Below are 18,255 nucleotides of genomic sequence, written 5' to 3'. Positions count from 1 at the left end.
GGTTCGAGGTAGAAGCGTGGTGACACGTGAAGCTGACGAATACTAATCGATCGAGGACTTAACTAAATCAAAATGGGAAGATAGTCGTTGAATGATCTCTTATTTAGTTTTTAAGGTATAAAATCTTTTTTATTACGAATAATAAAATCACAATGTCTGGTAGTAATAGCGGAGAGGTCACACCTGTTTCCATACCGAACACAGAAGTTAAGTTCTCCAGCGCTGATGGTAGTTGGGGCTTTGCCCCTGCAAGAGTAGGACGTTGCCAGGCGATATTTTTCTCTATATATAGCGATAAATTGTCAATACCCTTAAACTATAAAATATCTTGATTAAGCTAAAAGTTGTAGGGGATCTTCAAGTAATATTAACCTTATTTTTATCATACCGCGGGGTGGAGCAGTCTGGTAGCTCGTTGGGCTCATAACCCAAAGGTCGCAGGTTCAAATCCTGTCCCCGCAACCAATCTTATTTATTACCTACATAGAATAACCTCACTTATTAAAATCTAGTTTATTTCGAAAAAACTAAAAAGGTATTTTTGAAACAATGACTTTTTAGTGCATGTATTTTATAATTTGGTTCGAATATCCTCTATATAACTTTTTAATATAATACATATTTATTTACTTCTTACCCAAGGCAGATCAACTGATCAGCGGAAAATTGGGATTAATATAGCCTTGGTCCGGTAGTTCAGTTGGTTAGAATGCCTGCCTGTCACGCAGGAGGTCGCGGGTTCGAGTCCCGTCCGGACCGCCATTTCATAGTATTTGTATACACAGGATTTTATGTTTGAAAATCGTGTGTTTTTTATATGTTTAAATTAATCCCATATTACTGGTAGTAAAACTTCCTACTTCAGATGCTATCGTTAAATTAGACTAGGTGGGTAAGTATACTGCTAATAAGGGCAATAAGAGCTAGATCGGCTCCATTATAATCATTAATGGATATTAACCTCCCTACGTATGCTTTTTCATTTGTGGTAAACGATATCCGCTTCTACATGGTAGATATCTTATTTGATCATTTAGAGTACGTATTCAAGCTTTAGCAAACTTTGATCTTCTTCTACGATAAATCAACATTGGTTCGAATCTAAAGGAATGCTGACTAAAAGTGGGCTTGCCACCCAACTTCGGCATACCCCTGTTGCAGGGGCATGATTTCTTTATCCTGCATCTAAGACCATAAGACTCCACTTCAAGAGTTATAGAGAATACGAAGGAATCTAAGTGGAAGATAACGGTATATAAGTTCCCAATTCAGTTGGGACAACAGGACAGAGTTGCTACGGCAGCGGCACATCGCGGTTTTTCAAGGACAAGGAAAACTGTAGCATTGCAGCGCACGCAGAAAAAGTGTTTTTCTTTTTTAAGGACAAAAAGGAACTACGACAGCGATACATCGCGGTTTATTTCAGGACAAGGAAAGCTTCGACAGCGATACATCGCACGCAGAAAAAGCATTCTTCTTTAATTCGTCTTGTCAGAAGCTCTTCAGTTTGTACATTACTATCCGAGCGTTTCTAGCTTTTGTTTTTGATTAAAAAACTATAAATTTTAGTTATTGTGGTTAATTTTGTATGATAATTTATCCACATCCAGCTCCTAGCCCTCAAGTTCGCTTGATTCCTTCTGTGGAGTGGCTAGCCTCCCCGTCGAGGTATCCAGCACTTGTCAGGGCTGACCAAGGCGCTTCTAGCTTTTGTTCTTTCCATTCAGGTATATAATCTTCAACAGATAAAAATCATTTAAGTATCTTTTCTTCCAAATCCAGTATTTCCTTTTTCTTTTTACAACAATTTTTGCTATCATTAAATATAGTTAGAAAATGAAAATGGTGATAGATAAATGGATGAGTTCACCTTTATTAATTCAATTAAACAGCAATATTATAGACAATCTTCATTAGTTAAGGGGATTGGTGACGACGCTGCTGTATTTCGACAATCGAATGCCGATATTGTTACTGCTGTAGACACTTTTGTAGAAGATGTACACTTCAAGAAAAGTACGATGAGTGCTTTTTATATAGGATACCGAATTCTAGCTGCAAATATAAGTGATTTAGCTGCTATGGGTTCCATACCTGCTTTTTATTTGGTTTCCATTGTTATCCCAAGGTCGTGGACGTATTCGGAAGTTGCCGATATTTTTAATGGTATGAAAAAAATTGCCTCCTATTATAAAATGGATTTAATTGGCGGTGACACGGTCTCTGGAAAAGAAATGACAATATCTGTAACAGTAATTGGGTATGCGAAAAAAAGGGTTCGTTATCGAAGTGATGCAAAAGACGGAGATATTGTATTTGTGACCGGAACTTTAGGTGATTCACTAGCTGGTTTTCATATTTTGACAAACCCCACAAATTATCAGGAGGATCAATACTATATCGCAAGGCATCGAATGCCAACACCTCGTGTAGAGTTTGCGACGGGTTTATCCAAAGATGTTCGGGTGGCACTTAATGATGTGAGTGATGGTATAGCAAGTGAAGCTGCAGAAATTGCCGCTGCTTCTAATGTGAGTATATTAATACATGATGAAAAGGTGCCAGTGCAAGATAGTTACAGGCAATTTCCAGAGCATTCTCAGTATCAGTGGAAGTATTTTGGTGGGGAAGATTTTGAATTAATTGGGACAGTAGCAAAACAAAATTGGGAACACGTTGTATCACTCGCTAACCAATTAGGACTTAGATTAACATCGATTGGAGAAGTATTTCTCGAGGATAACAATCGTGTCTATCTGAAAAAAAATAATAAGGTTAAAATTTTACCAAAGCAAGGCTATAACCATTTAAAGTAGGTGAAATGGATTGGCAACATATCAAATTACAACAAATACCGAAGAAGCGACAAAAGATCTAGGTGAGAAATTAGCACTCTTGCTAAAGCCAGGAGATGTTGTTACATTAGATGGTGATCTTGGTGCAGGAAAAACGACCTTTACGAAAGGAATAGCCGCAGGTCTTGGAGTAAAACGTAATGTTTCAAGTCCAACGTTTACAATAATTAAAGAATATGAAGGAGAAATTCCGCTTTATCATATGGATGTTTATCGTTTAGAAGGATCAGATGAAGATATTGGTTTTTTAGAATATTTTAATGGCGATGGGGTTACCGTTGTAGAATGGTCAATATTTATTTCTGATTTTTTACCAGAGGAAAAGCTGGAAGTACATCTTACTTCTAATGGTGAGCATTCGAGGACGATAACATTTATTAGTCATGGCTCCCATTTTGACAGAGTAATAAATCAACTAAAAAGTTAATAAATATAGAGGAGTAATTTACATGAATATACTTGCAATCGATACATCGAATCAAGTATTGGGTGTTGCCATTCAACAAAATAAACAGATTGCTGGAGAAATTATAACCAATTTACCCAAAAACCATTCTGTACGATTGATGCCCGCTATTGATCAATTAATGAATGAATTAGTATTAAAGCCTGAACAGCTTGATTTAATCGTTGTAGCAAAAGGGCCAGGTTCATATACTGGAGTAAGGATTGGTCTTGCTACTGCGAAAGCAATGGCGTGGGCTTTAAATATTCCAATCATTGGCGTATCGAGCTTGGAAGTCCTTGCTTATCAAGGGCGCTTTTTTAATGGTATTATCTGCCCTTTTTTTGATGCTAGACGTGGACTTGTTTATGCAGGCGGTTACCAATGGCATAACTTTTCCATGCAGCATGTTCGAACTGAAGCAAATCTTGTCATGGATGATTTATTAGATGAGCTTAAAAGCAGTAATCAGCCAGTTCTGTTTTTAAGCCCTGATATGGAGTTGCACCGTGAACGCATAGTGACAAAGCTTGAAGGTATGGCTGTAATTCCTGAGGAAACTTTTCACTTACCTCGTGCGTCTCATTTAATAGCTGCAGCTAAAGGAAAAGAACCTGATCCGACACATACGCTAACTCCTAATTATTTGCGGCTGGCTGAGGCTGAAGCAAAGTGGAGAGAACAAAACAAGGGAAAACATGAAAATGGCTAATAAAGTAATTAGGAAAATGGAAATAAAAGATATTGAGGCAGTACTGGAAGTAGAAAAAGAATCATTTCATACAGCATGGACAAAGGATATCTTTTACCAGGAAATTTCCAAAAACCCACATGCACATTATTTTGTAATTGAAGTAGAAGGAAATATTGTTGGCTATGCGGGCATTTGGATTGTGTTTGATGATGCGCAAATTACCAATATAGCAATACTACCAGCCTACCGCCGGAAAAAACTAGGGGAGCAATTATTTCGTCATATTATGCAATATGCCGTGTTGAAAGGGATTAGTCGTTTATCTTTAGAAGTTCGCCAGTCGAATATAGTTGCTCAAAGACTTTATCAAAAATTTGGCCTTGTTCCTGGTGGAATTCGTAAAAACTACTATACAGATAATCAGGAGGACGCAATCGTCATGTGGGTGAATATACTATGAAAAGAGATATTATCATCTTAGGAATTGAAACAAGCTGTGATGAAACAGCTGTTGCCTTTGTTAAGAATGGAAAAGAAATTCTAGCTAATGTTGTAGCTTCACAAATTGAAAGTCATAAACGATTTGGTGGTGTGGTTCCTGAAATCGCATCACGGCATCATGTGGAACAAATTACGTATGTACTTGACCAAGCAATGCAGGAAGCAGCTGTTACTTGGGAGGATATTGATGCAATAGCTGTAACAGAAGGACCAGGGCTTGTCGGAGCGTTATTGGTTGGGGTAAATGCGGCAAAAGCAATAGCATTTGCTAAACACAAGCCATTAATTGGTGTTCATCATATTGCGGGTCATATTTATGCCAATCGTTTAGAGCAAGAGTTTCAATTTCCATTACTTGCACTTATTGTATCTGGTGGACACACGGAATTAGTTCTGATGAAAGAACATGGTCAGTATGAATTAATAGGAGAAACAAGAGATGATGCAGCTGGAGAGGCTTATGATAAAGTAGCTCGGATGTTGAATCTGCCATATCCAGGTGGCCCACAAATTGATCGATTAGCTGAAAGTGGAAAAGAAACAATTGATTTTCCCCGTGCTTGGCTAGAAGCGGATAGTTATGATTTTAGCTTTAGCGGTTTAAAATCATCGGTCATAAATAAAATTCACAATGCAAAGCAGCGTGGAGAACAGTTGAAGTTTGAAGATATTGCAGCAAGTTTTCAAGCAAGTGTTGTCGATGTATTGACTACAAAGACCGTTCAAGCAGCAAAGCAATATAAAGTAAAGCAAGTCATTGTTGCTGGAGGTGTTGCAGCCAACAAAGGGTTGCGTAATGCGATGGAAAGAGAGTTTTCTAAATTGGAAATACCTTTACAAATACCGCCACTGCATTTATGTACAGATAATGCTGCAATGATAGCAGCTGCCGGTACGATTGCTTTTGAACAAGGAATTCGTTCCACACTGGGATTAAATGCGCGTGCTGCGTTGCCATTAAAGTAATCCACAGTTATCCACAGCCCTGTTCATATAACAGGAGAGATCCTAGTGTAAAAGGATATGTAAAGTGGATAACATCTGTGGGTAACTCGGGATATTTTTGTGGATAATGTGCATAACTCTGTAAAAAGCTTTCATCTTAGTTTAGATGTTAATTTCAGTTTGTGGATAAGTTGTAAATAGAGTAATTAGAAATTTGGTGATAACAATGACTAAAAAGCAATCTTTTTATGTACAAACAGATTTAATTACCTTATTTATTTTGTTTGTTTGTGTAAGCTTACTATCTATTTATAATGCGCAGCAATTAGATCAATATGAAGGCGAAAATTTTGTGCTGAAACAACTTGTATGGTTTATAGTGGGGGTTGGGATTGTTGCGGCCATTCAATATTTAGATATTGAACAACTGTATAAAGCAAGCTTATATATTTATATAGCTGGTTTACTTGTGCTTGCCATTTTACTAATAAGTCCAGCAAGCATTGCTGATCGTGTGAATGGTGCAAAAAGTTGGTTTCAACTCCCTGGTTTTTCATTACAACCATCGGAGTTTACTAAAGTAACAACGATTATGTATATGGCTGCGATCATTCAAAAGCATAAAGAAAAATTTCAAGTAACCCATATAAAATCAGATATTCAGCTGCTTTTAAAAATTTTGGCTATCGTTGCTGCACCTGTATTATTAATTATGAAACAGCCTGATTTTGGGACTGCAATGGTGTATTTATTTATAGCAGGGATTGTTATTATTTTATCGGGTATTAACTGGAAGATTTTAGCAGCTTTAATTGCAAGTATTTCTGCTTTTATCGGAGGAATACTGACGTTTATCGTAAAATTTCCGGATTTAGCAAAGGAAATTGTCGGTAAAAGTAATGCCTATCAAATTGATCGAATTATGACTTGGTTTGATCCAGCACAGCAAACCAGTGATGCAAAATGGCATTTTGAGCAGGCTTTTATGGCGTTAGGTTCGGGGCAATTATTTGGGAAAGGAATAGGGAATCAGCAAGTTTCCTTTCCGGAAGCTCAAACCGATTTTATCTTTTCCATTATTGGGGAAAGCTTTGGATTTGTTGGTAGTGCTTTTGTTGTTTTTCTTTATTTTATACTTTTGTATAAACTAGTCATGCTTGGTTTATCCATTTATAAGCACTCAACTTTTGCGGCGTATGTTTGTTTTGGTTATATGAGCTTAATGCTTATTCATGTATTTCAAAATATCGGAATGGCAATTGGAATTATGCCGGTTACAGGAATTCCATTATTGTTAATAAGTTATGGCGGAAGTTCGGTGTTGTCCACGATGCTAGGCTTAGGAATCATATATCGAATTGCTGTTGAAAACTCGATACAAAATGACTATTTATTTAAGTAAACCTTGTCTAGATAGATTAGGAAAAGTGAAAAAGTAATGCTCCCTTTTAGGTAAGCAGGTTATAAAGTAGCTTGCTTACTTATATGGGAGCATTTTTATGACGAATGTGGAGCTAGCCCTAAGCTATCGTACTTCGGACTGGAAATAAGTTTAAAAATGGCAGAATAGTAGATATGCTGAAAACAAGGCCTAAAGTAACTATACTTTGATTAAAATAGAATATGAATGGAGATTTAATAGGTGTGTCTAACGTAAATGTCATTATTTAAAACTATAAATTATTTAGTCAAATAGAACAATACAGGCGTAGATATCTAAATGTGGTACAATTTGGATAACATCAATCCTGCTTTATTTCATTATAGAAAATTTTTAATTACTCTTGCAGTTCAGCCCATTCCTCCATGAGCTGTTCTACCGTTTGCTTTCGCTTGTTCATCTCATTGGATAACTCCAATGCTTTTTCATGATCTTGATAAATTTCAGGACTTTCCATGCTCTTTTCTAATTGTTTAATTTCCATTTCAAGTGTTTCAATTTTTTCTTCCAGTGCGGCAATTCGTCTTCTTTTTTTTCGTTGTTCTCGTTGAATTTGTTTATCTCGCTCATAGTTACGCTTCGTTTCTTTTACAGGTTTTTCTTTTAGTACAATTTGTTGCTGTGTCTTCTCCAGACGTTTTATTTCTGCTTCTTCCGCTTTTTTTTCTAAATAATAATCATAGTTTCCCAAATAGACAGTGGTTTTATATTTTTGTAATTCTGCAACTTGGTCAGCAATTTTATTGATGAAGTATCGGTCATGAGAAACAAATAATATACTTCCCGGAAAATCCATTAATGCCGCTTCCAGCACTTCCTTACTATCAATATCTAAATGGTTTGTTGGTTCGTCTAAGATCAATAGATTTGCTTTTTGCAACATTAATTTAGCTAATGCCAATCGTGCCTTTTCCCCACCACTTAGTGCTTGCACAGGCTTTAACACATCATCCCCTGAAAAAAGAAAGTTTCCCAATACAGTACGGATATCTTTTTCGTTCATCGTCGGGTAATCATCCCATAGTTCCATCAGCACTGTCTTGGTGGAATGTAAGTCTGCCTGTTCTTGATCATAATAACCGATTTGAACGTTTGTACCTAGCTGAACAATGCCTTGACTAGCTTTGAGCTTACCAATAATTATTTTTAAAAGTGTCGTCTTTCCTACCCCGTTTGGTCCAACAAGAGCAATTCGCTCGCCTCGATTAATATGAAAATGGACGTGTTGAAATAAGTATTCCTGTTCACCCGGGTAGCAAAAGGCAAGCTCGTTTACTTTCAGCACATCATTTCCACTACGCCGATTAATTTGAAATGAAAAAGCAGCAGAGGCCTCATCTCCAGGGGGACGTTCCAGCTTCTCCATTTTTTCTAGCTGTTTACGTCTACTTTGAGCACGCTTTGTGGTAGAAGCGCGCACAATATTTCGTTGAATAAATTCTTCCATTTTTTTAATTTCTGTCTGTTGTTTTTCATATTCTTTTAATTCTCTTTCAAAATCAAGCGCCTTCTGTTCTAAGTATTTGCTATACGTACCAATATAGCGCTTTGTTTGGTGGTGTGCTATTTCATAAACGATGGATACGGTTTTATCCAGAAAATAACGATCATGTGATACCACTACAACGGCACCAGGGTAACTAATTAAGTAGTTTTCCAGCCAGTTTAATGTCTCAATATCTAAATGGTTCGTTGGCTCGTCCAAAATGAGTAATTTCGGCTTTTTCAGCAGCAGTTTTCCTAGCGAAAGACGTGTTTTCTGTCCACCACTTAATGTCTGGATTGGAGTTTCATAATCAAACTGATCAAATGCCAACCCTGTTAACACAGATTTTATTTCTGCTTCATAAGTATAACCACCATTTTGCTCAAATGTATGTTGAAGATGATCATATTCATGTAATAATTTTTGATAGGCTTCTTCTGTTTGGTTTCCAGCTTGTTGCATTTGCTTTTCCAGCTTCCTTAGTTCAGTTTCTTGCTTACGTAATTCAGAAAATACATCAAGCATCTCTAGCCAAATAGTTTTTTCCGATTCTATCGCTACGTGCTGTGATAAATAACCAATTGTTAAATCTTTTGGCATGATTAATTCGCCTTGATCATAGCTCAATTCTCCAGCCATGATTTTCAGCAATGTTGATTTACCAGAACCGTTTCTGCCTACAATTGCAATTCGGTCATTGTTTTTTACTTCTAGTTTTATATTTGATAAAACTTTATCAGCACCAAAAGATTTATAAAGCCCATTTATTTGCATTAATATCATATAATTTTCACCTCATCTCCCCTAGTGTATCTTACTTTACTAAATATAATCAATATAATTGTGAACTAGGTCACGACTTATTTCCAGTTTTCTGCTAGAATAGAAATATGGATCTAGTAGTTATGACTCAAACTTTATTTTATGGGATTTTTTTATCTTATAAATGATAAAGCAGAAAGTAGAATGAAGAACAAAATTACCAAAGCGTGATGCAGGTGGAGCTTGATCACGTCAGTTTCAATTAACAAAAGATGCTTTCATGGTAATATCGAAAGAGACTTCTATTGTAAAAAATTGCTTAACTTAAATAGAGAACAAATAGAGTGAGCAATTATGGTATTCTATTACTAGAGGGGGTTAAAACTTCTTGTATACCAAATGCTTTATTAAGCGTGCATGCTTAAAATGAATGAAGATTCATTTCGTATATTTACTCTTTAGCATGCGGAACACAAGCAAAAGTGTATGTAAAAGCTGACTCAGAATAGACCGTCCTGTTTTAAGTAAGAAATTTAGTTTTTATAAGAATTACGTTATTATGTAAGCGATACATAATAGAGTAATTACTAAAAGATAGTTTCTTTTACATTTATATGAAGATGCTTTGTAGTGAAAGATTATACAAATCTAACGAAAAGGAGAAGAAAAAGAATGATGGAACAAAACAAAATACCTCAAGCAACTGCAAAACGATTGCCCCTGTATTATCGATTTATTAATAATTTAAATCACCAAGGAAAGAAGCGTGTGTCTTCTAAGGAGCTCAGTGATGCAGTAAAAGTTGATTCGGCTACAATCCGGAGAGACTTCTCTTATTTCGGTGCATTGGGAAAAAAAGGCTATGGATATAACGTAGAATACTTACTTGAATTTTTTCGTAAAACCCTAGATCAGGATGAAGTAACGGAAGTAGCCTTGATTGGTGTTGGTAATTTGGGTACTGCTTTTTTACATTATAACTTCATGAAAAATAATAATATTAAGATCAAAATGGCTTTTGATAGTGCCCCTGAAAAAGTTGGCAAGACGATTAGTGATGTTCCTGTATACCATATCGATGAATTAGAGCATGAATTAGGAGATATTCATGTTGCCATTCTTACGATCCCAGCAAGTGAAGCCCAAGGAATGACTGAACGTTTAGTAGAACATGGTATTGAGGGTATTTTGAATTTTACTCCTGCACGAATTACGGTGCCTAAGCATATTCGTGTTCACCATATTGATTTAGCAGTAGAGCTACAAGCACTTGTTTATTTCTTAAAGCATTATCCATTAGTGACAGAAGAAGATGAGGAAGCAAAGTAAAGTTATTTATTCATCAGATAATGGGAAAAATCTAATTAGGTTAACGTATAACTGAAATTAGGTTGTCGATAAACAGAATAGTCATGTTAAATAGATATGCAGTTATTAGTCGGTATAATGGGTTTTATTATCTAGGAATTTATCCCGCATGTAAGGTGCCGTAAGACTCCCACTTCAAAGAGCCTGAGTCGGTACAAAAGGGTCTAAGTGGTAGAAAACGGCACCTAAATCTAAATGCCCGATTCGTTCAAGGGCCTTTAGGTCATACCCTTGTGGTACTAACATTTCTTGGGAAAAGCATTCCAAGAAATGAAGTTTCACTTTATCCCGGATGTAAGGCTCCGTATTTTTCTCATATCCAAAATGAGCTATGACGTTGCAAATATGATGAGAAAAACGGGTCCTAAATCCCCGATTCGTTCAACTAACATTTCTTGGGAAAAGCATTCCAAGAAATGAAGTTTCACTTTATATCTATTTTAGAAAATCTGCCGTTTGTACGTTGCTAACCGTATGCTTTCACTTTTGTTTTTACTACACACGAATTGATTTTCCTTGTAGTAAATATAGAAATAAATAAGAAGAAGGAATAGCGGTGTTAACCGCTATTCCTTCTTCTTATTTTTATAGCGAAAATGAATGGATAACAAACGAATACTGACTCTTATCTCAAGCGTCGCAAAAATTGCTAACACAATGGTTGTGATATTCCAAACTGTTTCTTCTACACTTAAAATAGCAATATAGGTAAAGAATATACCCATTATAAAATAAATAATCCCCATTGTTTTGGGTGAAATTTTCATGTTAAAGCCTCCAAAAATAAAAACATTTATCTATATGATTTTGTCATAACCCTTTCCTGATAAAAAAACATGACAATAGGTTTAACCATATTGTTCGTGTTTAAAGAATCCGGCTGTTTCTTACACTATAGGAAAGTATAAAACTTTATGGTTTATAGTATAAGAAAAACTATAACTTTCGCCATAAAGACTTGGCGATAAGCCAAGTTTTTCTAAAATATTGAGTGCTAGTGGATAAAAAAGGTGCCTAATTTATATTTAGTAAGAACAACTACACCTTTTCATCTTTGTTTATCAACATATAGCTTAATAAATAAAGAACCGTTTAATCGGTAACTGTCGGAGCTTTAGTAGAAATACTTAAAAAAATGTATATATAATCGTTTTATAAATGTAGGATGTTTTGCAGCTCATTTAATTGTCGTTCAATTTCTGCAGGATCCATATTGTATTGTGCGATAACAACAAAAGCGTTCATAGCCATGTGAGCAATAATCGGCACTATTATACGTTTTGTCTCTACGTATAGATAAGCGAATACTAAGCCCATAGAGCCATATACCAAAATATGTTGAGGTTCACCGTGGATAAAGCCAAAAATCACTGCTGATAAGATTGCTGCAATTAAGAAATTTGTTCGCTTATATAATGTACCAAAGATGATTTTTCGAAAAATAACTTCTTCCAATATTGGCGCTGCAAAAATTGGAATAATCATAAATAGTGGTGTCGCTCTTGTAATGTTCATAATGGCTTGGGTGTTTTCCGACCCAGGTTTAACTCCAAACACCATTATTTGAATGAAATTGGCTAAGAATTGAGCGAAGAAAGCCATAAACACCCCTAAAATTGTCCAGAGAATCAACTGCGTTTTAGAAGTACGGTCACGCTGATGAAGACCTTGCTTAATATCAGGTTTCATCAAGAGCAGTACAATAATAACCCCTAATATAAAACTAATTATGGACCAATAGCTTACAGCTTCCACTTTAGTGATTGGAAATAAATTATACAATATCGGGGCGAAAACAACCCCGGAAAATTGCATGAGGATGTAACTGATAATGACCCACCAATATCTTTTTGGCAAAATAAAACGACTCCTTTTTCCTATACGTTCTGAAAGTATAAAAATTTTTGTGTAGATTGATTTCAACGTTGTAAAAATTATATGTTTTCACATATATGCTTCGGTCTTAGACTCCCCAAGTTTTCTCTAGGTTATCATTATACAAATTTGTTCTAAGATAAAGGCGATAAAATCGTAGCAAAAATATTTAAACAGATAAGTTTTAATGTAATAAAGATATGTGCAGTTTTTGATTACAGTAAGTTTAAAAACGATTGTAATAAGAGTTTTATTAAAACACATCTTAATCGGGCTGAATTTGTTGGGTGCACATTCATAGCATCCCCCAATAGTTTATGTTTGAATAAATTAGTCTATTAACGATAAAATGAATTTGCACATTTTATTTTATCATAAATACTTAATGTCATATAATAGAATGATTTTATCAGTAGATTTTTTAAAGAGGATGTTTAACAGTTCGCCAAAAATAGATATCGATTTTCATCTTACGTTAGACTGGACTAGACTGGAGCAAACTTTAGTGCTAACGTTAAGGCAACTCAAGTAGAATTTATAATCTTTTATGTAGGTGCCGATTATTCCTCCTCTAATGGCTTTATTATTTTAAAGGCGATGTGAGAGGATACGTAATCTAAAAGCAGCGATTCATCGCGGTTTTTTAAGGACGTTATAATCTTAGTCGACCTACGCTTGATTAACTCTTTTTTGAACAAACGCTTAAAATTAATAAAAAAATATGCTTTCATGCTTGCATTTTTTTCGAGAATTATTTATCATATTAAGTGGAATTAGCACTCGACAGAATAGAGTGCTAACAAAACAAAAATGATAATAGAATTAAGGAGGCTTTCTACATGATTAAACCACTAGGAGATCGTGTTGTTATCGAGCTTGTCGAGCAAGAAGAGAAAACTGCAAGCGGTATCGTACTTCCAGACTCTGCAAAAGAAAAACCTCAAGAAGGAAAAGTTGTTGCAGTCGGTTCTGGTCGTGTAACAGAAAATGGAGAAAAAGTTGCCTTGGAAGTAAAAGAAGGAGATCGTATCATTTTCTCTAAATTTGCTGGCACAGAAGTAAAATACGAAGGCAAAGAGTACTTAATTCTTCGTGAAAACGACATCTTGGCTGTAGTAAGCTAATCTAGATACACAAAAATACTTAACTTAAACAAATAATTGAAGGAGGATATATATCGATGGCTAAAGAAATTAAATTTAGTGAAGAAGCACGCAGAGCAATGCTACGTGGTGTTGATACATTAGCGGATGCTGTAAAAGTAACATTAGGACCAAAGGGACGTAACGTTGTATTAGAAAAAAAATTTGGTTCGCCATTAATTACAAATGATGGTGTTACAATTGCTAAAGAAATTGAGCTAGAAGATCATTTTGAAAATATGGGAGCTCAGCTTGTTTCAGAAGTTGCTTCCAAAACAAATGATGTTGCTGGGGATGGTACTACAACAGCGACAGTATTAGCTCAATCCATGATTAGTGAAGGCCTTAAAAACGTTGCTTCTGGAGCAAATCCAGTAGGCGTTCGTCGCGGTATTGAAAAAGCTGTAGGAGTAGCAGTTAAAGAATTAAAAGCAATTTCTAAGTCAATTGAAAGCAAAGAATCCATTGCCCAAGTAGCCGCTGTTTCTTCAGATGATGCGGAAGTTGGAAATCTAATTTCTGAAGCTATGGAACGTGTCGGTAAAGATGGAGTTATTACCGTTGAAGAGTCAAAAGGATTCAATACAGAGCTTGAAGTGGTAGAAGGGATGCAGTTTGATCGCGGATACGCTTCTCCATACATGGTAACGGATCAAGATAAAATGGAAGCAGTGCTAGAAGATCCTTATATTCTAATTACAGATAAAAAGATCAGCAATATCCAAGAAGTATTGCCAATACTAGAACAAGTAGTTCAGCAAGGTAAACCACTTCTATTGATCGCTGAAGATGTTGAAGGTGAAGCATTAGCAACATTAGTTGTCAACAAACTTCGTGGAACATTTAATGCAGTAGCAGTAAAAGCTCCTGGATTTGGTGATCGTCGTAAAGCAATGCTTGAAGACATTGCTACACTTACCGGTGGACAGGTAATTACAGAAGATCTTGGTTTAGACTTGAAGAGTGCTACAATGGATCAATTAGGTCGTGCTGCTAAAGTAGTCGTTACAAAAGAAGATACAACAATTGTTGAAGGTGCAGGAAAACCTGAAGATATTTCTGGACGTGTTGCACAAATTCGCTCTCAAATTGAAGAAACTACTTCTGATTTCGATAAAGAAAAACTACAAGAGCGTCTAGCTAAATTGGCTGGCGGAGTAGCAGTAATCAAAGTTGGTGCAGCAACTGAAACAGAATTAAAAGAACGTAAACTACGTATTGAAGATGCATTAAATGCTACTCGTGCAGCAGTAGAAGAAGGTATTGTTGCCGGTGGTGGTACTGCATTTATGAATATCTACCATAAAGTAAGTGAACTTCAATTAGAAGGTGATGAAGCTACTGGTGCAAATATTGTACTACGTGCTATGGAAGAACCAGTTCGCCAAATTGCACAAAATGCTGGTCTTGAAGGTTCACTTATCGTTGAGCGCCTAAAAGGTGAAAAAGTAGGTGTTGGATATAATGCAGCTACAAATGAATGGGTAGACATGGTGGAAACAGGTATTGTTGACCCAACAAAAGTTACTCGTTCAGCATTGCAAAACGCTGCATCTGTAGCAGCTATGTTCCTAACTACAGAAGCAGTAGTAGCTGATAAACCTGAAGAAAACCAAGCTGCTGGCGGCGGAATGCCTGACATGGGCGGCATGGGTGGAATGGGCGGCATGATGTAAGAAACGCCTACAAACATTGAATTAACAGCGTTTCTAAGCGTTCATGTTTGTTCATGTTCATGTTTTTGTTCATGTTTTGTATCAATTAGAATTTCAGAGAGGTTTTTCATTAAGTTACCAAACTTAGTGGAAGCCTCTTTTTTTATGTTCTTAGTCATATGTGCGTATATATCCATAGTTGTATTAATATCTGAATGACCGAGCCGTTCTTGTATTTCTTTTATGTGAACGTTAGCTTCAATAAGTAAAGATGTGTGAGTATGCCTAAATGAATGTGGTGTAATATCTTTTTTAATCTTAGTTTTCTTTATCAATCGCTGCAACCTAATAGAGATAGCTTTTATTGTTTTCGGATAACCTTCATTTGTTGCAAAAATGAAATCATTGTCTTTATAAAATGGCTTGTTATCGTTCTTAATTATATCTTGTTCTTGTTTATGCAATTGCAGCAAGTCGATTACTATTTTATCTATCGTAATGGTACGGTGAGATGTTTCTGTTTTTGGTGTTTGCAGCGTGTATTTAATCTTGTTATTTGTTGGATTGTAATATGTTCTATACACCGTTAGTGTTTGGTTATCAAAGTCAATATCAGACCATTTTAACGCCACCATTTCACCAACTCTTAAGCCAGTATACCCAAGCAATGTGAAAGTAAGTAGATCGCCTTCTAAGCCTTCATTTTTAGCAACGGTTAGAAATTCCTCTAATTCTTCTTTTTCGAGAAACTTCTCTTTTATGGAATCACCTTTTTCGAGATCAGAAACAGTTTTCTTTTTCTTAGGCAGCTTAATATCATTCGTTGGTATATCTTTAATGAGTTTATTTTCTTTTGCATACGAAAATACCATATTAGCGGATGAATGAATACTTGATACATAGTTTGTACTAAATTTGTTAGCCAGCTTATCTATTGCATCCTGGTAAGCTTTCTTTGATATTTTTTGTATAGCAATGTCGCCAAACTCATTCTTAATATTTTTTAATGCTATCTTTCTAGCCCTTAAGCTACTTTCCTTTGCCTTCATTGAAGAAATATAATGTTTTTCCCAATCATCACACAAGGCATTGAATGTTATCTTGGAAGGTTCAATAAATTCATTATTATGAAATTGTCTTTCGACCAAAGCGGCAGCCATTTGAGCATCTTTCTTTGTTCGGAATCCTGATTTGCTTATCGGTGTGTTGTCTTTTCCAGTAATAGGGTCTTTTCCTGCATAGCAACGGTAGGCCCATTTTTTGCCACGCTTATAGATCTATGCCATTTATTCACCTGCTTTATTATTTTTTTCATACTTATTCGAGATATAGGCCTCAATGATTCCATGAATAATTTTTATATCTTCATCACGTAATCTATGAAAAAAAAGTTTATCTAATATTGACTTCTCCCCTGGATTTATATTGTAATCACGACCATAAAAAACCTCATATTCCTTTTGAGTTAGTAACCATTTTAGATCAAAATAGGGTTCCTCAATGGGTTCAGCTTTTAATGTACCTTTTTTTAATTTAAATTTATTTTTGTTAACAGTATCTATTGAATTATTTAATGAATATTCTACTTCTCGTATTAAATTAGCTCGGAATCTTTGGAAATCATTCCATAATTCATTTTCATTTAATCCTTTTATATTGGCATATTCGGTTATTAATTTTTCTTGATAGTTGTTTTTAACAGAACCAATATCTAAATAATATGCGATTGAAAATAAAACCTTTTCTGAAGGTAATTTATTCCCATTTTCTACTTGACTAAGATAACTAGCAGTAACACCTATTGCATTCTCCAATTCATTCAGGGTCATGTCTTTAATTTCCCTTTGTTTTTTAATCAATTTACTTATAACAGGATATTTCATGGATTATCCGTCACCTTCTTTTTTATTTATTTATATAATATCACAATTATAGAACATGTACCAACAGATAAAACATTGACAAATATTTTAGTACATGTTTTAATTTAAGTACATGTTATAATGAGTATTTCCAAGCATACACATGTACGAATGGAGGAGAAAAAATGCTCAACGTTCAAATTGATGAAGAAACAGTAAATACCATGCTTGAAAAAGCCATTAATGAAAAAGTGAAGGAATTAGCTTCATTAAAATATTTCATGACGTATCAAGAATTAGCCGAATACCTAAACATTAGTAAGCCAGTAATTGAGGACAGACTTATCAAAAACGGTTTACGTTATTACAAGGTAGGGAGTAAGTATCTATTTAAAAAGGAAGAAGTGGACCAATTCCTGGATGATATGACAGCCAACATGACAGCCACAAACAATGATTTAAAATTCTTTACAAAGTTACAAGCGAGGATATAAATAATGGACCCTTCTATCAATTAACTAAAAGTTATGCAAGCCACAATAAATCTATATCAAGGAATGGTTTCGAAAGAAGATTATGAACCAGTGATAAGGTCTATGTGAAGGCAATTAATGAACGTAAGAAATGCGGTCTTAAAGGCGCTCGTCGTGTACCTCAGTTCTCAACAGGGTTGAGCCTTGCAAATTTTACAAAAACTTAACCAGGTCTAAAGACTTAATTCGTTATAATTACTGTAGAAACTTCCTGGAGAGATGCCAAGTAGGTGTAAAGCGAAGGGAATAATATGTACGTTGCTAACAGCATTAACCGGTTGCGCTGCCCAGTCTGTCATCGCTATTATCTGAAGAAATATATTGCGGTCCTGGACGAATACAAGTCGGTGATTCACGGTAAATGCTACGATAAAAAGGCTGATTTTAACTTCACTGATTACGGCACGTATCAGGAACTCATTGAAAAGTATTATTTTTTCGAGGAACTGCGCATATTTAACAGCTAGGACATAACTGGCAAGAAAGAACTGCATGGTTGTCAACAAAACTGACGTATGTTTTCATACGTCAGTTGGTCTGTCACCTAATTAATATGCACCTCAAAATGAAGGGGCTGGGACAAAACCCCAGTAAAAAATAAACGTGATACTCACCATCGTGAAAAGGTGTAGGTATCACGTTTGTTTTTTGGCATAAATATTTTTGTTTTAATAAAACAAAAAAGGACACC

General features: G+C 35.4%; 16 protein-coding genes, 2 tRNA genes and 1 rRNA gene. 14 read left to right on the top strand and 5 right to left on the bottom strand.

The features are described from left to right. The first annotated feature begins 155 nt into the window (after positions 1-155). The 10 genes from rrf to KQI21_RS04750 all read left to right on the top strand — a co-directional run bounded on the left by rrf (position 156) and on the right by KQI21_RS04750 (position 6,842). A 5S ribosomal RNA gene (gene rrf, locus KQI21_RS04795) occupies positions 156-271 on the top strand. Between the two features lie 117 nt (positions 272-388). Further along, positions 389-465: transfer RNA gene (locus tag KQI21_RS04790), tRNA-Met, on the top strand. 220 nt (positions 466-685) lie between these two features. After that, positions 686-762 (top strand) — tRNA-Asp (locus KQI21_RS04785). 510 nt (positions 763-1,272) lie between these two features. Further along, positions 1,273-1,482: a hypothetical protein gene (locus KQI21_RS04780; RefSeq protein ID WP_216482889.1), complete on the top strand. Its 210-nt coding sequence runs from the start codon at positions 1,273-1,275 to the stop codon at positions 1,480-1,482. Between the two features lie 374 nt (positions 1,483-1,856). Further along, positions 1,857-2,816, top strand: coding sequence for a thiamine-phosphate kinase (gene thiL / locus KQI21_RS04775; protein ID WP_216482888.1), 960 nt, complete (start codon positions 1,857-1,859; stop codon positions 2,814-2,816). Positions 2,817-2,826: 10 nt separating this feature from the next. After that, positions 2,827-3,282 (top strand): tRNA (adenosine(37)-N6)-threonylcarbamoyltransferase complex ATPase subunit type 1 TsaE, encoded by a 456-nt coding sequence (tsaE, locus tag KQI21_RS04770; protein WP_216482887.1) that lies wholly within the window; start codon positions 2,827-2,829, stop codon positions 3,280-3,282. Between the two features lie 22 nt (positions 3,283-3,304). Then, positions 3,305-4,012 (top strand): tRNA (adenosine(37)-N6)-threonylcarbamoyltransferase complex dimerization subunit type 1 TsaB, encoded by a 708-nt coding sequence (gene tsaB, locus KQI21_RS04765; RefSeq protein WP_216482886.1) that lies wholly within the window; start codon positions 3,305-3,307, stop codon positions 4,010-4,012. Then, positions 4,005-4,454: a ribosomal protein S18-alanine N-acetyltransferase gene (gene rimI / locus KQI21_RS04760; protein ID WP_216482885.1), complete on the top strand. Its 450-nt coding sequence runs from the start codon at positions 4,005-4,007 to the stop codon at positions 4,452-4,454. Before tsaB ends, rimI begins: the two co-directional genes overlap by 8 nt. Beyond that, positions 4,451-5,461 carry a tRNA (adenosine(37)-N6)-threonylcarbamoyltransferase complex transferase subunit TsaD gene (gene tsaD, locus KQI21_RS04755; protein ID WP_216482891.1) on the top strand — a complete coding sequence of 337 codons (1,011 nt, stop codon included), beginning with the start codon at positions 4,451-4,453 and terminating at the stop codon, positions 5,459-5,461. The genes rimI and tsaD overlap by 4 nt, the downstream gene beginning before the upstream one ends. Before the next feature lie 205 nt (positions 5,462-5,666). After that, a complete protein-coding gene (locus tag KQI21_RS04750) occupies positions 5,667-6,842 on the top strand; it encodes an FtsW/RodA/SpoVE family cell cycle protein (RefSeq protein ID WP_216482884.1) in 1,176 nt (391 codons plus the stop codon). 376 nt (positions 6,843-7,218) lie between these two features. On the opposite strand, the gene KQI21_RS04745 is transcribed toward KQI21_RS04750, so the two are convergent. Further along, positions 7,219-9,150, bottom strand: a complete 1,932-nt coding sequence (locus KQI21_RS04745; RefSeq protein WP_216482883.1) for an ABC-F family ATP-binding cassette domain-containing protein — start codon at positions 9,148-9,150, stop codon at positions 7,219-7,221. Positions 9,151-9,804: 654 nt separating this feature from the next. Here KQI21_RS04745 and KQI21_RS04740 point away from each other — a divergent pair. Further along, positions 9,805-10,458: a redox-sensing transcriptional repressor Rex gene (locus tag KQI21_RS04740; protein WP_216482890.1), complete on the top strand. Its 654-nt coding sequence runs from the start codon at positions 9,805-9,807 to the stop codon at positions 10,456-10,458. A gap of 605 nt (positions 10,459-11,063) precedes the next feature. On the opposite strand, the gene KQI21_RS04735 is transcribed toward KQI21_RS04740, so the two are convergent. Together KQI21_RS04735 and KQI21_RS04730 are read right to left on the bottom strand one after the other, a co-directional pair. Beyond that, on the bottom strand, positions 11,064-11,264 hold the full coding sequence (locus KQI21_RS04735) for a YdiK family protein (RefSeq protein WP_216482882.1): 201 nt from the start codon (positions 11,262-11,264) through the stop codon (positions 11,064-11,066). Between the two features lie 385 nt (positions 11,265-11,649). Further along, a complete protein-coding gene (locus KQI21_RS04730) occupies positions 11,650-12,354 on the bottom strand; it encodes a CPBP family intramembrane glutamic endopeptidase (protein WP_216482881.1) in 705 nt (234 codons plus the stop codon). A gap of 857 nt (positions 12,355-13,211) precedes the next feature. Between KQI21_RS04730 and groES the strand changes: the two genes are divergently transcribed. Beyond that, positions 13,212-13,496: a co-chaperone GroES gene (gene groES, locus KQI21_RS04725; RefSeq protein ID WP_216482880.1), complete on the top strand. Its 285-nt coding sequence runs from the start codon at positions 13,212-13,214 to the stop codon at positions 13,494-13,496. Between the two features lie 56 nt (positions 13,497-13,552). Further along, positions 13,553-15,190 (top strand): chaperonin GroEL, encoded by a 1,638-nt coding sequence (gene groL / locus KQI21_RS04720; protein WP_216482879.1) that lies wholly within the window; start codon positions 13,553-13,555, stop codon positions 15,188-15,190. A 41-nt stretch (positions 15,191-15,231) separates the two neighbouring features. Here the strand turns inward: groL and KQI21_RS04715 are convergent, their stop codons facing one another. Both KQI21_RS04715 and KQI21_RS04710 read right to left on the bottom strand, forming a co-directional pair. Next, positions 15,232-16,446, bottom strand: a complete 1,215-nt coding sequence (locus KQI21_RS04715) for a site-specific integrase (RefSeq protein WP_309245502.1) — start codon at positions 16,444-16,446, stop codon at positions 15,232-15,234. 9 nt (positions 16,447-16,455) lie between these two features. Beyond that, positions 16,456-17,052: a helix-turn-helix domain-containing protein gene (locus tag KQI21_RS04710; RefSeq protein ID WP_216482878.1), complete on the bottom strand. Its 597-nt coding sequence runs from the start codon at positions 17,050-17,052 to the stop codon at positions 16,456-16,458. A 164-nt stretch (positions 17,053-17,216) separates the two neighbouring features. Here KQI21_RS04710 and KQI21_RS04705 point away from each other — a divergent pair, with 164 nt between their 5' ends. Then, positions 17,217-17,525, top strand: coding sequence for a helix-turn-helix domain-containing protein (locus KQI21_RS04705; protein WP_216482877.1), 309 nt, complete (start codon positions 17,217-17,219; stop codon positions 17,523-17,525). Positions 17,526-18,255: the final 730 nt, after the last annotated feature.

This window comes from Virgibacillus proomii (assembly GCF_018916875.1).
Lineage (GTDB): Bacteria > Bacillota > Bacilli > Bacillales > Amphibacillaceae > Virgibacillus > Virgibacillus proomii_B.
Note: the sequence above shows the minus strand (reverse complement) of the source record. Positions and strands in the feature narration are given on the sequence as shown.